Genomic DNA, 13,077 nt, shown 5'->3' with positions numbered 1-13,077 from the left:
GATGTGCGCACGCTCGTCCCGTCGCCGTCATGTCGAACGGCTTCGGGTCTAGGCGCTAAAGGTTAACGCATCGGTGCATGCGGCCGACGGGAGCTGCGGCCGGTGGATCAGCCCGGCAGTGAATCCAGGAGGCCGGGCCGGGGCCCGAGCGGCACGATACCGGTCGGATTGATGGTCTTATGGCTCTGATAATAATGCCGTTTGATGTGATCGAGGTCGATCGTGGCCGCAACACCCGGCCAGGCGGCGATCGTGCGAGCAAGTCTGGAGAGGTGCGGGTAGTCCGCGATCCGGCGCAGGTTGCACTTGAAATGTCCGTGATAGACCGGATCGAAGCGGATCAGCGTCGTGAACAGGCGGATGTCGGCCTCGGTCGCGACGTCGCCGGCAAGCCAGGGCTGGCCACCGAGCCGCTCCTCGAGCCAGTCCAGGCTTTCGAACAGCGCCAGCACGGCCTCCTCGTATGCCTCCTGGGTGGTGGCGAAGCCGGCCCGATAGACCCCGTTATTGACCGTCGCATAGACGCGCGCGTTGACCGCATCGATCTCGCCGAGCAGGGCTGCCGGCGCGTAGTCGCCAGGTGCCGCCCCCACGCCATCGAAGGCGCTGTTGAGCATCCGCACGATGTCGGCGCTCTCGTTGGAGACGATGGTGCGCCGCTCCAGGTCCCACAGCACCGGCACGGTGACGCGCCCGGTATAGTGCGGGTCGGCCTCGGTGTAGAGCTCGTGCAGGAAGCGTGCACCCAGCACCGGGTCCGCCACCACGCCCGGCCCGGGCTCGAAGGTCCAGCCGTTCTCGGCCATCAGCCAGTGCGTCACCGACACGCCGATCGCCGGCTCCAGGCCCTTCAGGCGGCGCATGATCAGCGTGCGGTGCGCCCACGGGCAGGCCAGCGACACATACAGGTGATAGCGCCCGGGCTCGGCCTTGAAGCCGCCCTCGCCGGTGGGGCCGGGGCTGCCATCGGCGGTGACCCAGCTCCGGAACCGGCTGTCCTGGCGCTCGAAGCGGCCGTCCCGGGTCTCATACCACTGGTCCTGCCAGTGGCCGTCGACGAGCAATCCCATGGTCCTACGCCACCGCGATCATGACGTCGGACGACTTGATCACCGCACTCGCCTCCTGGCCCACCGCCAGGCCGAGCTCGTCGACCGCCTCGTTGGTGATCGAGGCGGTGACGATCGACCCGCCCGGAAGCTCGAGCCGGACATGCGCGGTGGTGGCGCCCTTGGTCAGGGCGACGATCCGGCCGGCCAGGATATTGCGTGCGCTGAGTTTCATGGCATGTCCTCACGGAGGGGCCGGACCAAGGCTCGGGGGGACCAGGCGATGCACCGGACGATCCACTTTATAGCCGGTCTGCCACGTTCCGGCTCCACACTTCTTGCCGCCCTGTTGCGCCAGAACCCGCTTCTGCACGCCTCGATGAGCAGCCCGCTTGCGGTGCTGTGCGAGCGCATCCTTCCGGTGATGGGGTCGGGCGAGTACGCGACCCTGTTCGACGACGAGCGCCGGCGCGGCATCCTGTCCGGCCTGATCGACAGCTATCACGACGCGGGCGACGCCGCGTTGGTCCGGCAGCCGCAGGTCGTGTTCGACACCAACCGCGCCTGGTGCGCGCATATGCGGGTGCTGGCGGATGTGCGGCCGGACGCCTTCGTAATTGCGTGTGTACGTGACCCGGTCTGGATCATCGACAGTTTCGAGCGGCTGTTCCGGACCAACACCTACCTGGTCTCGAAGCTGCACGGCATCCCGAATTCGGGCACGGTGTTCGACCGCGTCGAGCAGTTGATGGCGGTAACCGGCGCGTTCGGCGCCGCGTGGCAGGCGCTGCAGGACGCCTATTACGGCGAGTTCGCGCACCGGCTGATCCTGGTCGATTACGACGAGCTGGTCGCCGAGCCGCTGCGTGTGCTGGCGGTGCTGTACGACCTGCTGGAGCTGGCGCCGTTCACCCACGACCCTGAGGCGCTCGACGACATGGCCGACGCGGGCTTCGACGCGGCCCTGAATACGCCCGGCCTGCATCGGGTGCGTCGTCGCGTGCAGCAGATCCACCGTCGTACCGTGCTGCCGCCGCAGATCGTCAAGCGCCTCGCCGACACGATGTTCTGGCGAGGGACAGGCGCGGGCGCGGCGCAGAACCCGGGGGGTGCCTTCATCATCGCGCCGGACGAAGTCGAATAGAGGCTGGGAACGAGCCGGACCTGCGGTTGCGTCCTGACGGGACGTTTCCTGCAAGGATCCGGTGGGAACGCGGATATCGAGGGCTCGGTCGATACGGCTGCTATGCGCTCATTCCTGACATTAGGATCAGGTGAATACATACCTCATAGCGGACATCGATGGATGCAGATCATTTAATGAGAACATCGAGTGTTTGATTAATGCTACGTTGCTTGATTGTTTTATTCGGGATTATGGCGCAAACCTACGACGTCTGATCGATCTGCACTAGGTCATTGACCTCTGCGCTTCAGCTCAGTCTCTCGTTGGAGCCCCGCAATGTCCTCCGGGGTCGGCGGGACGATATGGGCGACCACGAAGCCGACGCTCTCGTCGACGATACGACGCCACTGCGGAAGGTCCCGAAACGGGAACTCGACTTCGAACTGCATGGCGTCGCGAAAAGCGGTCACGCGACACGAGTGACCCGTCGCGAGTTCCGCGCAGGCCACCATCGCGGGCGGGTCTCCCGCGTTCTCCGGAGCGTGATAATACCATTGGTACTGTGAAGTCGAAGCGACCTGCACCAGTCCGTTGCCGAACGGGATCTTCGTGTATCTGGCGAAACGTTGCGGCAGGTCGGTCACGGTCTGAGTACGGTCGGCCTCTTCCTCGACGACGATCACCGTGGCGAAGTCGCAGGTGCCGTAGTTCCGGCAACGCATGTCGTCGACGTCCTTGGCCCGCAGACCTGGATAGGTGAGCGAGACGATGAAGCCGGGATCGTACGTCGAGTAGTTCAACATGAACAGGAACTCGATCGGCATCGTGAACGCGTGGCCAGCCGAGAAGAAGTCGATGGGTCCCGTTCGGCCGCCCGCGTCGAACATCACTCCCCTGCGATACGGAGCGTCGTCCGGCAGTCGCCGGAGGGAAAGTACTTCGCGGAATGCCCAGAGCGACATGGCCATGATCAAGGCGAGAAGCGCGACGACCACGGCGATCGAGAACAGGATCCGTCGAATCGTCGACATGCCGCTGATGAACGCCCGGGTCACGGCTATCCTCCGTCGAACAGTCATTCCGATAACACGCCCTGATGTCCGCTTTCCGACCCTCTTACCTGAGACCGGAATAGCCGCTTTCGGCCAGTAAACCCCCCGGAACAGCACGGCGATCATCCGCTCCCGGTTGCAGGCGCGGTCGCTCCCGGACGTCGACACGCTGCCGATGCGACCGTCGCTCCATTCGTGCAGCCTCGTGGTTCCGGCCCGAACAATCCCCGAAGCTAGAGCCGCCCCTCCCGATCCCGCACCCAAACCGCCAGCACCGCGCACCACGCTGCGGCAACCCACAGACCCTGCAGCCCCAGACGCGGGAACACCGCAGCTCCGCCGACTGCGCCGGCCACCAGTGCTGCCCACAGCATCAGATACGGCACCCACTCCAGCTTCGGGCCGCCAAGCAACGCCCGGGCGATCGCCTGGCCCATCCGCACGAGGGTCCCGGTCATGTAGGTGACGGCGATGCTGATCTCGCCCGCCTTCTGGATCACCGCGTTCACCGCGCCCAGCGCCAGCACCGTCAGCACGATCGCCGCACCCGGCCGTCCGAGCGACGACGCCACACCCCCGGCGCCGAGCAGTCCCGCCACCAGCACCAGCAACGGCCGGCGACGCGGCTTCAGCAGCTCGGCCAGGAGCGTCCCGCCGATCACCCCCAGCACGAACAGCCCGATCAGCCCGGCCGCGGTCAACGCCGGCAAGCGCTCATCCTGCGCCAGCCCGACAGAAAGGCGCGTGGAGTTGCCGCTCATGAACGACACGAAGAAGCCCTTCAGTTGCAGGAAGCCGAGTGCGTCGACGTAGCCGGCAAGGGCGGCGAGGCAGAGGGCGAGGATGACGGCTCGGCACTGGCTCCGTGTCATGCGATGGATGGGAAAATGATCGGCTCGGGAGGGCGACTTGGCATCCGGTACTTCTCCATCCAGTGACCCGCACGCGCGCGCCGCGATCCATGTGGTGATAGCCTGCTATCTCGGCTGGATGCTGGATTCGTTCGATTTCTTCATCACGGTGTTCGTGCTGGGGCAGGTGGCGCAGAGCTTCGGCGTCGGCATCGGCTCCACCGCCTGGGCACTCACCGCCACCCTGGCCTGCCGCGTGATCGGTGCCGTGCTGTTCGGCCGCCTTGCAGACCGCTACGGCCGACGCCCGACCATGATGATCAACGTGCTGTGCTACGCGACCATCGAGCTGCTCTCGGGGTTCGCGCCCAGCTTCACGGTGTTCCTGGTCCTGCGCGCGCTGTACGGCGTGGCGATGGGCGGCGAGTGGGGCGTCGGCGCGTCGCTGGCGATGGAGAGCATCCCCGGGCGCTGGCGCGGCATGGTGTCCGGCATCCTGCAGACCGGCTACCCGACCGGCTACCTGCTGGCGTCGCTGCTGTTCATCGCCGAGCCCTGGATCGGCTGGCGCGGCATGTTCATCGTCGGCGCGGCTCCGGCGCTGCTGGTGCTGTATATCCGACGCGCGGTGCCGGAGAGCCCGGAATGGGTGCAGATCGCCGGGGGTGCGGCGCGCACGCCGTTGCTGTCGGTGCTGCGGCAGAACCTCACGCTTAGCATCTACGCCATCGTGCTGATGACCATGATGCTGTTCTTCTCGCACGGCTCGCAGGACCTGTATCCGAGCGTGTTCCTCGGCCGCTTCCACCATTTCGGCCACCCGACCATCGTCACCATGATGGTGATCTACAATGTCGGCGCGATCGCCGGCGGGCTGATCGTCGGCACCCTGAGCCAGATGATCGGCCGGCGCTGGGCGCTCGGGCTCGCAGCCGCGGTGGCCGTGCCGGTGATCCCGCTCTGGGCGTTCTCGCACAGCGTGGTGCTGCTCGCGTTCGGCGGCTTCCTGATCCAGTTCGCGGTGCAGGGCGCCTGGGGGGTGATCCCGGCCTACCTGAACGAGATCTCGCCGTCCGCGATCCGTGCGACCTTCCCGGGGGCGGTGTACCAGCTCGGCAACCTGTTCGCCTCGCCGAACGCCAACATCCAGGTGTGGCTGGCAAGCCTGGCCGGCAGCGACATCCGGTGGGCGCTGGCCAGTGTGATCGGCATCGTGGCGATCGGCGTCGCCGTCATGGCGTCACTCGGTCCGGAAACCCGCAGCGTGCGGATGGGGCTGGAACGCGAGACCGTCTGACGCGGCAGGGTTCAGGAGCTCGCCCAGATGATCCGGTGCAGCCACTCGAGCTGCCCGGTGTCGATGCTCAAGCGGCCGTGCGCCGCATCGAGCGTCTCGAAGTCGAAGCGGGTGCCGGCCCGCTCGCGCGCCACGAACACCCCGGCAGGTCCGGTTGCGCCCGCCTTGGCAGATATCCGCAGCAGCACCCGGTCGCCGGGCCGGATCGGCACGGCCGGAGAGACGATCAGCGTGCCGCCCTCCCGGAACACCGGCTCCAGGCGGCCACCGTCGACGCGCACCGCGTAGGAGTGTGGATCGCCGGGCTGCGGCACCTCGGTCTCCTCCCAGCCGCGGCCGCTCGGATGGCCGTGCTCGTCGAACAGCCCGTCCGCCTCCAGCTGCGACAGCGCCAGCAGCGGCAGGTGGTGCGCCCGGTGGCTTCGGCCGGCAGTCAGTGCGCGCGCGCCCCCGACCAGGGCGGTGAAGCTTTCCAGGCTGGCACCGGTCGCCGCCAGGACGCGTGACAGGCTTTCGGTGCTGGGCCAGCGCAGCCCGGTCCGGCCGACACGCTTGGAGCGGTTGAAGGTGGTCGGATCGAGCCCGGCCGCGCGCGCCAGCCCCGACGGTGACAAGCCCTTCTCGGCCGCCAGCGTGTCGAGCGCCCGCCAGATGTCCTCGTGCTTCATGCGCCGAGCTTCATGATCTCCCGATTGTGCCGCGCGACACCCGCCTCGGTCAGCCGGAACCGCGCGCCGGCGTGGCTGGCGAGCCCGAGCTGCTCGAGCCGCTCCAGGCAGCGCGCGTCCTTGAGTTCGGCGACGGAGCCGTCCGGCCGGCCGGTCTCGTCGCACAGGCTGAGCCGGTGCAGCGCCGACCGGCAGCACGTCTCGAGATAGGGCTCGTTCCACATCGGCGGAGGATTGCCGCGCCCGCCGCGGGCTGGCAAGCACGCAGGCAGCATGACCCTGCGATCCAGCACCCTGACCCTCCCCCTGAAGCTGTCCCGCCGCCTCGGTCCGGAGCGCGCGCACCGGCTGGCGATCGGCGCGCTGTCGGTGCCGCTGGTGGCTCGCGTGGCCGGCTGGGCCGCATCCGCGGACGATGACGGCCTGGCGGTCGAGGCGCTCGGACGGCGGTTCGCCAACCCGATCGGTTTAGCCGCCGGGTTCGACAAGGATGCCCGCGTGGTCCGCCAGCTCGGACGGCTGGGCTTCGGCTTCGTCGAGGCCGGCACCGTCACGCCGCGTCCGCAATCCGGCAATCCGCGGCCGCGGCTGTTCCGGCTGCCCGAGGACGGTGCGGTGATCAACCGGATGGGCTTCAACAACCAGGGGCTGGACCAATTCCTGGAGCGCGCCAGGCGGTTGCGGGCCGGGTCCGGGCCGGGCTTTCCGTTCGGGGCCAATGTCGGCATCAACAAGGAGGGTGCGGATCCGCTGCGCGATTACGCCCACCTGGTGCGCACGCTGGCGCCGCATGCCGACTACCTGGTGATCAACCTGTCCTCGCCGAACACCCCCGGCCTGCGCGACCTGCAGCAGGCCGACCGGCTCCGCGAGCTGCTCGACGCGATCGTGAGTGCCGCACCCGCGCGGCCGCCGGTGCTGGTCAAGCTGGCGCCCGATCTTGCCGACGAGAGCCTGCCCGGGATCGTCGAGATCGTGGTGCAGGCGGGGCTCGACGGGCTGATCGTCTCCAACACGCTGCTCGCACGCCCGCCCGGGCTGCACGGACCGCACATCCGGGAAGCCGGCGGGCTGTCCGGCCGGCCGCTCAAGCCGCGCAGCACGGCGATGCTGGCGGAGGTGGCACGATTGTCCGCCGGGAGGCTCACCCTGATCGGCTGCGGCGGCATCGAGACCGGAAGCGACATCCTGGAAAAGCTGCAGGCGGGCGCAGACCTGGTGCAGCTCTACACCGCGTTCGCCTATGAAGGTCCGGCGCTGCTGGGACGGCTCAAGCGGGAGCTGCGCCAGGCGTTGCAGGCGGGCGGCTGGAGCTCGATCGGCGACGCACGGGCGGCGGGCCGGAGCGTGGTACATATCGCAGGGGAACGCTGATGCAGCATCTGGACGGCTTCGGTCCGCTGGCCGACAGGTTCGACGGCTTCATCGTCGATCTCTGGGGCGTCGTGCATGACGGCGTGGCACCCTATCCCGGCGCGATCGACTGCCTCGCTCGGCTGCGCCAGGCCGGCAAGCGTGTGGTGCTGCTCTCGAATGCGCCGCGCCGGTCCTATTCCGCGCAGGTCACGCTGCGTCGCATCGGCATCCCCGACGACGCCTATGACGGCATCCTGACCAGCGGCGAGGCCACCCGCACCGCCCTGATCGAGCGCACCGATCCGTGGTTCGCGAGCCTCGGCCGTCGCGTGTGGCACCTGGGGCCCGCCAAGGACCACAGCATCTTCGAGGATGTGGATCTGGAGCGGGTCGGCAGCCCGGCGGACGCGGATTTCGTCATCAATACCGGGCCGGACGACGACCAGGGCGAGACGGCGATCGAGCCGTATCTGCCGGCGCTCCGGGAATGCGCCGATCTCGGCCTGCGGATGGTGTGCGCCAATCCCGATCTCGAGGTCGTTCGCGGCGGCCAGCGTTTGATCTGTGCCGGGATGCTGGCGCGCTTCTATGTGCAGTACGGCGGCGAGGTGCGCCAGATCGGCAAGCCGTATGCCGAGATCTACAACCCCGTGCGCCGAATGCTAGGCCTGCCGGACGATCGCATCCTGGCAGTTGGCGACAGCCTCGCAACCGACATCGCCGGCGCCCGCGCTGCCGGCATCGCGTCGTGTTGGGTGCTCGGCGGCATCCACGGCGAGCTGATCGGAAACAACACACAGCTTGCGGAACAGGAGGCCGGTGCCGCCGGCGAGGCGCCGCTGGTCAGCGTGCCGGGCTTCTTCTGGTAGCCTGACCGCGAGGATGCAGAAGGCCCGGCCGCACCGGCGACCGGGCCGGGTCGCCCTACTTCGGGGCGGATGTACCTGTGCCGGGCGCCGCCGACATGGCGCCGCCCGCGCCCGCGGCGCTGCCGACGCCGGTTGCGCCGGAGTTGCTCATGCCGGCCCCGTTCATGCCGGTGGCGCCCGGAGCGTTCATCCCGGACCCGCTCATGCCGCCGGCATTCGGACCGCTCATGCCACCGGCCGGCGACCCCATCGCGCCACCCGACGGCCCGCTCATCGCGTTCGACCCGGGCGAGCCGGCCCCGGCCCCACCTGCGCCCATCCCCGCAGCACCGCCCATTGCGCCGCCGCCCATTGCGCCGCCGCCGGCAGCACCACCAGCCGCGCCGCCACCGGCACCGCCGGCAGCCGCACCGCCGGCAGCCTGGGCCATCGCAACCCCACCGAGGGCAATCGTCATCGCGCCCGCGAGGCACAGCGTCGAGAAGGTTTTCGTGTTCATGCTGGTTCTCCTGACGCCGCCTTTCCAGGCAGCGTCTGCCCGATCAACGGGCAACCAGGCAGCCGGTTCAGCCCCCAGGGCGGCCCCGGAGCGTCACCTCAAGCGCTTGTGTCAGGCGTGCCCGACGCCATCCACCAAGCGCAGCGGGTCCACACCCAGCACCGCCATCGCCCGGCGCCACTTGCGGTCATGGTCGGTGCCGAACACGATCGCGTCGCTGGACGCCGACGGCAGCCAGGCATTCTCCCGGATCTCGCTCTCCAGCTGGCCCGGCCCCCAACTCGCATGGCCGAGCGCCAGCAACGCCTTCGAAGGACCCTGGCCGTCGGCGATCTCGCGGAGCACGTCGAGGCTTGCGGTCAGCACGATGCCGTCATCGACCGTCAGGCTGCCGTCGCCGCTCCAGTCGCTGCTGTGCAGCACGAAGCCGCGCGAGCTTTCCATCGGGCCGCCGGAACATAGCGCAATCCGGCGTCGCGGCGGTGCGGGCTCGATCTCGAGCTGGGCCAGCAGGTCGTCGAAGCCTGGCTCTGCCAGCCGCCGATTCACCACCAGCCCCATGGCGCCATCCTGCGGCGAGTGCGCGCAGAGAAAGATGACGGTCTGCGCGAAATTGCGGTCGGTCAGCGACGGCATGGCGATCAGCAGGTGCCCGGTCAGGCTGGCATCGGGGTCAGGCAGGAGGGAGAACATCATGCTGAGATGTGGCCAAACCCGTCTCCGGTGCAAGACGCCGGGTGGTTGCGCAAACCCCCGTCAGAGATGAAGCTGCTCCCATTCCCCCGCCTTCCGCGTAGGCCAAGGCAGAGCCAGGTGCCCGATGCCGTTCACCCTCGCCTATCTCGATAGCCCGGTGCCGGGGATCCCGCTTCCACCGGGCCAGGAGTGGGCCATCAGGGGCCGGCCGGTCGACCGCCAGGAGCATTTCGGCACCGAGCAGGCGGCACTCAAGCGGGCGGCCGAACTGCTGCCGGCGCCGGCCTGGCGCGACCTCCGGCTGTTCGGCCCGGACGGTCGCCGTCTCGCCAGCCAGGCGGAGCTGACGGCGCGCTTTTGCGTTGCCGAACCGGAAGTCACCGACCCGCCAGCAGATCTGGAGATACCATGAGCCTTACCGTCTTCATCACCGGCGCCACCGCCGGGTTCGGCCGCTCCACCGCGGAACGCCTGGTCGGTGACGGGCACCGGGTGATCGCCACCGGCCGCCGTCGTGAACGGCTCGACAGCCTTGCCGCACAGCTCGGCCCCAACCTGCTGCCCGTGCAGCTCGACGTCACCGATCACCGTGCGGTGGCCGACCTGCCGGGAAGCCTGCCGCCGGAGTGGCGCGACATCGACGTGCTGGTGGCCAATGCCGGCCTCGCATTGGGGCTGGGCCCCGCCTGGCAGAATGCGCTCGAGGACTGGGACCGCATGGTCGCCACCAACGTCGGCGGCATGCTCGGACCGGTGCGGGCACTGCTGCCCGGGATGGTCGCGCGCAACAGCGGCCACGTGGTGACCATCGGCAGCGTCGCCGGCACCTATCCGTATCCCGGCGGCAACGTGTATGGCGCCACCAAGGCGTTCGTCGCCCAGTTCGTGCTCAACCTGAAAGCCGACCTGATCGGCACCGGCGTGCGCGTCACCAACATCGAGCCCGGCCTGGTCGGCGGCAGCGAGTTCAGCAACGTCCGCTTCGGCGACGACGAGAAGGCCGCGGCGATCTACAAGGGCGCCGACCCGCTGCTGCCCGAAGACATCGCCGAGACCATCGCCTGGGTGATCGGCCTGCCGCGGCGGGTGAACATCAACCGGATCGAGATGATGCCGCTGAGCCAGGCGCCGGCAGCTCTTGCGGTGAAGCGGGAGGGCTGACGTCCGTGCATGCCGAGCAACGCAAGGCGCTGCTGAAACGCTACCGCATCACCTCGCCCAAGGGCTTCAGCCTCGCCGACCACCCCCCGTCCGACACCGGCGGAATCGCGATCGACGAGGACGAGGGCAAGCTGCTGCTGCAGGAGGGCGTCGAGCGGCTGTCGAAGCTGCAGGAGGCGCTGTTCGCGAACGGGCGCTGGGCGTTGCTGGCGGTGTTCCAGGCCAAGGATGCCGGCGGCAAGGACGGGACCATCAAGCACGTCATGTCGGGCATCAACCCGCAGGGCGTGTCGGTGACGTCGTTCAAGCAGCCGGGGCCGGTGGAGCTCTCGCACGACTTCCTGTGGCGCGTGCACCAGGCGGTGCCGATGCGGGGCCATATCGGCATCTTCAACCGCAGCCACTACGAGGAGGTGCTGGTCACCCGCGTGCATTCCGAGGCGCTCGACCACGAGAACCTGCCGGACGAGGTGCGGGCGCATAAATTCTGGAAGCACCGCTACCGCGACATCCGCAACTTCGAGGCCTATCTCGGCCGCCAGGGCACGATCGTGCTGAAGTTCTTCCTCCACATCTCGAAGGAGGAGCAGCGCAAGCGCTTCCTGGCCCGGTTGGACGACCCCGACAAGCACTGGAAGTTCAGTGCCAGCGACCTCGCCGAGCGCGGCTACTGGGACCAGTACCAGACCGCCTACGAGGATGCGATCGCCGCCACTGCCACGCCGGACGCGCCCTGGATGGTCGTGCCGGGCGACAACAAGTGGTACGCCCGGCTGATCGTGGTGGAGGCGATGATCCAGGCGCTGGAGAAGCTTCCACTCCCGGTGCCGACCCTCGACGCCGAGGACAAGGCGAAGCTGCAGAAGGCAAGGAAGCAGCTCGAGGCCGAGACCTGATCAGGCCGGCTGTTGTAATTTCACACGGGCGTCATGCGGCGGGGGTTCTGAACGGGCGTTGACCGGTGCTCTGGAGAGGACGCCGCATGCTCGCCCATTTCGACCCCGCCTCCGGCATCGTCATCGCGATGCTGGTGTTCTGCTTCGTGCTGGTGCTGGCCTTCGAGGCGACCAACGGCTTCCACGATACGTCCAACGCCGTCGCCACGGTCATCTATACCAACACGCTGAAGCCGATCCCGGCGGTGATCCTGTCGGGCATCATGAACTTCGTCGGCGTGCTGGTCGGCGGCATCGCGGTCGCCTATGCGCTCGTCGAGATCCTGCCGCCCGATGTGCTGACGCCGCCGAACGGTGCGCCTGCGGTGCCGATGCTGGTGTCGCTGTTCGCCTCGGCGCTGCTCTGGAACGTGCTGACCTGGTTCTTCGGCATCCCCAACAGCAGCTCGCATTGCATCATCGGCGCGCTGATCGGCGTGGCGGCGAGCGACGCGCTGATGCAGTCGCGCGCCCTCGGCCAGGGCGTGGATTGGACACAGATCATCAAGGTGCTGGAGGCGTTGGCGATCTCGCCGGTGCTCGGGCTGATCGGTGCCGGCGGGCTGTATGCGCTGCTGCGGCTGGTGGTCCGCAAGGGCAGCCTGTTCGAGCCGCCGAAGGAGGGCGAGCCCCCGGTCTGGTGGCTGCGGGGCCTGCTGGTGCTGACCTGCACCGGCGTGAGCTTCTCGCACGGCACCAACGACGGCCAGAAGAGCATCGGCCTGATCATGCTGACGATCATCGGCTTGATGCCGGCGACCTTCGCGCTGAACCCGAACGCGCCGACGCAACTGGCCGAACTCAGCCAGAACGCGGCCGCCGCGATCCCGCTGATCCGGCAGTACGGTGACGATCGCAAGGACCAGGGCGTTGCCGCGGCGACCGAGCTGCAGAATTTCGGGCCGTCGGCGCCGAAGATCGCCGCGTCCGCGCCGTCGCAGGGCGGAACCCAGGCGACGAAATCCCGCCTGCGCGGCGACATCTACCAGGTGCTGAGCGAGCTGAAGCACGTTGGCGAGACGCCCAGGCTGTCCGCTGCCGACAAGGCGCGTGCCAAGGATCTCGGCAAGAAGCTGGGGCCGCCGGTGCATTTCGCGCCGGTCTGGGTGCGGGTGCTGAGCGCGCTGTGCCTCGGGATCGGGACGATGGTCGGCTACAAGCGCGTCGTGCAGACGCTGGGCGAGCGGCTCGGCAAGCAGCATATGACACCGGGGCAGGGCGCCAGTGCCGAGCTGGTCGGGGCCGTGCTGATCGGCACCGCAGGCTTTACCGGGCTGCCGGTCAGCACCACCCACATCATCACCTCGGGCATCGCCGGGACGATGATCGCCGGCGGCCAGGGGGTGCAGCGCTCCATGCTGGTGCGGATCGGGCTCGCCTGGCTGTTCACGCTGCCGGTGACGATGCTGCTGGCGGGCGGGCTGTTCTACGTCCTGGACAACCCGAACTTGTAAACGGCCACGCGACGGCTGCTGGAGCAGGCGTTCCGGAACGGGGCAGTCACCGGGATTACCGCCA

Annotated in this window: 16 protein-coding genes; 8 read left to right on the top strand and 8 right to left on the bottom strand. The window is 68.5% G+C overall.

All coding sequences use genetic code 11. The features are described 5' to 3' along the window. Positions 1–107 precede the first annotated feature (107 nt). Together ACOEQ2_RS04905 and ACOEQ2_RS04900 are read right to left on the bottom strand one after the other, a co-directional pair. Complete coding sequence (locus ACOEQ2_RS04905) at positions 108–1,070, bottom strand: glutathione S-transferase family protein (protein WP_419730263.1); 963 nt, start codon at positions 1,068–1,070, stop codon at positions 108–110. A 4-nt stretch (positions 1,071–1,074) separates the two neighbouring features. Then, the gene (locus tag ACOEQ2_RS04900) at positions 1,075–1,284 is read right to left on the bottom strand and encodes a TOBE domain-containing protein (RefSeq protein ID WP_419730262.1); all 210 of its coding nucleotides are present in this window, start codon (positions 1,282–1,284) and stop codon (positions 1,075–1,077) included. Positions 1,285–1,332: 48 nt separating this feature from the next. Between ACOEQ2_RS04900 and ACOEQ2_RS04895 the strand changes: the two genes are divergently transcribed. Continuing rightward, a complete protein-coding gene (locus ACOEQ2_RS04895) occupies positions 1,333–2,193 on the top strand; it encodes a sulfotransferase family protein (RefSeq protein WP_419730261.1) in 861 nt (286 codons plus the stop codon). 272 nt (positions 2,194–2,465) lie between these two features. Here the strand turns inward: ACOEQ2_RS04895 and ACOEQ2_RS04890 are convergent, their stop codons facing one another. Further along, positions 2,466–3,230 (bottom strand): hypothetical protein, encoded by a 765-nt coding sequence (locus tag ACOEQ2_RS04890; RefSeq protein WP_419730260.1) that lies wholly within the window; start codon positions 3,228–3,230, stop codon positions 2,466–2,468. A gap of 230 nt (positions 3,231–3,460) precedes the next feature. Further along, the gene (locus ACOEQ2_RS04885; protein WP_419730259.1) at positions 3,461–4,099 is read right to left on the bottom strand and encodes a YoaK family protein; all 639 of its coding nucleotides are present in this window, start codon (positions 4,097–4,099) and stop codon (positions 3,461–3,463) included. Between the two features lie 37 nt (positions 4,100–4,136). Here ACOEQ2_RS04885 and ACOEQ2_RS04880 point away from each other — a divergent pair, with 37 nt between their 5' ends. After that, entirely contained in the window at positions 4,137–5,375 is a 1,239-nt protein-coding gene (locus tag ACOEQ2_RS04880; RefSeq protein ID WP_419730258.1) for an MFS transporter, read from the top strand. 11 nt (positions 5,376–5,386) lie between these two features. Here ACOEQ2_RS04880 and ACOEQ2_RS04875 read toward each other — a convergent pair whose 3' ends face one another. Together ACOEQ2_RS04875 and ACOEQ2_RS04870 are read right to left on the bottom strand one after the other, a co-directional pair. Beyond that, entirely contained in the window at positions 5,387–6,043 is a 657-nt protein-coding gene (locus ACOEQ2_RS04875; RefSeq protein WP_419730257.1) for a S24 family peptidase, read from the bottom strand. Next, positions 6,040–6,267, bottom strand: a complete 228-nt coding sequence (locus ACOEQ2_RS04870; protein WP_419731138.1) for a hypothetical protein — start codon at positions 6,265–6,267, stop codon at positions 6,040–6,042. The genes ACOEQ2_RS04875 and ACOEQ2_RS04870 overlap by 4 nt, the downstream gene beginning before the upstream one ends. A gap of 49 nt (positions 6,268–6,316) precedes the next feature. Here ACOEQ2_RS04870 and ACOEQ2_RS04865 point away from each other — a divergent pair, with 49 nt between their 5' ends. Then, positions 6,317–7,417 (top strand): quinone-dependent dihydroorotate dehydrogenase, encoded by a 1,101-nt coding sequence (locus tag ACOEQ2_RS04865; protein ID WP_419730256.1) that lies wholly within the window; start codon positions 6,317–6,319, stop codon positions 7,415–7,417. Continuing rightward, on the top strand, positions 7,417–8,268 hold the full coding sequence (locus ACOEQ2_RS04860; RefSeq protein ID WP_419730255.1) for a TIGR01459 family HAD-type hydrolase: 852 nt from the start codon (positions 7,417–7,419) through the stop codon (positions 8,266–8,268). The genes ACOEQ2_RS04865 and ACOEQ2_RS04860 overlap by 1 nt, the downstream gene beginning before the upstream one ends. A gap of 55 nt (positions 8,269–8,323) precedes the next feature. On the opposite strand, the gene ACOEQ2_RS04855 is transcribed toward ACOEQ2_RS04860, so the two are convergent. Then, entirely contained in the window at positions 8,324–8,767 is a 444-nt protein-coding gene (locus ACOEQ2_RS04855; RefSeq protein WP_419730254.1) for a hypothetical protein, read from the bottom strand. A gap of 111 nt (positions 8,768–8,878) precedes the next feature. Further along, positions 8,879–9,460 carry a YqgE/AlgH family protein gene (locus tag ACOEQ2_RS04850; RefSeq protein WP_419731137.1) on the bottom strand — a complete coding sequence of 194 codons (582 nt, stop codon included), beginning with the start codon at positions 9,458–9,460 and terminating at the stop codon, positions 8,879–8,881. A 127-nt stretch (positions 9,461–9,587) separates the two neighbouring features. Here ACOEQ2_RS04850 and ACOEQ2_RS04845 point away from each other — a divergent pair, with 127 nt between their 5' ends. From ACOEQ2_RS04845 to ACOEQ2_RS04830, 4 genes are all read left to right on the top strand, one after another. Beyond that, the gene (locus ACOEQ2_RS04845; protein WP_419730253.1) at positions 9,588–9,875 is read left to right on the top strand and encodes a hypothetical protein; all 288 of its coding nucleotides are present in this window, start codon (positions 9,588–9,590) and stop codon (positions 9,873–9,875) included. Next, a complete protein-coding gene (locus ACOEQ2_RS04840) occupies positions 9,872–10,624 on the top strand; it encodes an SDR family NAD(P)-dependent oxidoreductase (protein ID WP_419730252.1) in 753 nt (250 codons plus the stop codon). Before ACOEQ2_RS04845 ends, ACOEQ2_RS04840 begins: the two co-directional genes overlap by 4 nt. Next, positions 10,621–11,520, top strand: a complete 900-nt coding sequence (locus ACOEQ2_RS04835; protein ID WP_419731136.1) for a polyphosphate kinase 2 family protein — start codon at positions 10,621–10,623, stop codon at positions 11,518–11,520. The genes ACOEQ2_RS04840 and ACOEQ2_RS04835 overlap by 4 nt, the downstream gene beginning before the upstream one ends. Before the next feature lie 86 nt (positions 11,521–11,606). Next, complete coding sequence (locus tag ACOEQ2_RS04830) at positions 11,607–13,013, top strand: inorganic phosphate transporter (protein WP_419730251.1); 1,407 nt, start codon at positions 11,607–11,609, stop codon at positions 13,011–13,013. The last annotated feature ends 64 nt before the right edge of the window (positions 13,014–13,077 follow it).

It is taken from the genome of Lichenicola sp. (assembly GCF_965198575.1).
In the GTDB taxonomy this organism is placed as follows: Bacteria; Pseudomonadota; Alphaproteobacteria; order Acetobacterales; family Acetobacteraceae; genus Lichenicola.
The sequence above is the reverse complement of the archived record's forward strand: the minus strand, read 5'-3'. Positions and strand labels throughout refer to the sequence as shown.

Excerpts from the sequence above, each read along its gene's own strand:
- ACOEQ2_RS04905 (WP_419730263.1), bottom strand. The coding sequence starts at position 1,070 with ATGGGATTGCTCGTCGACGGCCACTGGCAGGACCAGTGGTATGAGACC.
- ACOEQ2_RS04900 (WP_419730262.1), bottom strand. The coding sequence starts at position 1,284 with ATGAAACTCAGCGCACGCAATATCCTGGCCGGCCGGATCGTCGCCCTG.
- ACOEQ2_RS04895 (WP_419730261.1), top strand. The coding sequence starts at position 1,333 with ATGCACCGGACGATCCACTTTATAGCCGGTCTGCCACGTTCCGGCTCC.
- ACOEQ2_RS04885 (WP_419730259.1), bottom strand. The coding sequence starts at position 4,099 with ATGACACGGAGCCAGTGCCGAGCCGTCATCCTCGCCCTCTGCCTCGCC.
- ACOEQ2_RS04875 (WP_419730257.1), bottom strand. The coding sequence starts at position 6,043 with ATGAAGCACGAGGACATCTGGCGGGCGCTCGACACGCTGGCGGCCGAG.
- ACOEQ2_RS04870 (WP_419731138.1), bottom strand. The coding sequence starts at position 6,267 with ATGTGGAACGAGCCCTATCTCGAGACGTGCTGCCGGTCGGCGCTGCAC.
- ACOEQ2_RS04865 (WP_419730256.1), top strand. The coding sequence starts at position 6,317 with ATGACCCTGCGATCCAGCACCCTGACCCTCCCCCTGAAGCTGTCCCGC.
- ACOEQ2_RS04860 (WP_419730255.1), top strand. The coding sequence starts at position 7,417 with ATGCAGCATCTGGACGGCTTCGGTCCGCTGGCCGACAGGTTCGACGGC.
- ACOEQ2_RS04855 (WP_419730254.1), bottom strand. The coding sequence starts at position 8,767 with ATGAACACGAAAACCTTCTCGACGCTGTGCCTCGCGGGCGCGATGACG.
- ACOEQ2_RS04850 (WP_419731137.1), bottom strand. The coding sequence starts at position 9,460 with ATGTTCTCCCTCCTGCCTGACCCCGATGCCAGCCTGACCGGGCACCTG.
- ACOEQ2_RS04845 (WP_419730253.1), top strand. The coding sequence starts at position 9,588 with ATGCCGTTCACCCTCGCCTATCTCGATAGCCCGGTGCCGGGGATCCCG.
- ACOEQ2_RS04840 (WP_419730252.1), top strand. The coding sequence starts at position 9,872 with ATGAGCCTTACCGTCTTCATCACCGGCGCCACCGCCGGGTTCGGCCGC.
- ACOEQ2_RS04830 (WP_419730251.1), top strand. The coding sequence starts at position 11,607 with ATGCTCGCCCATTTCGACCCCGCCTCCGGCATCGTCATCGCGATGCTG.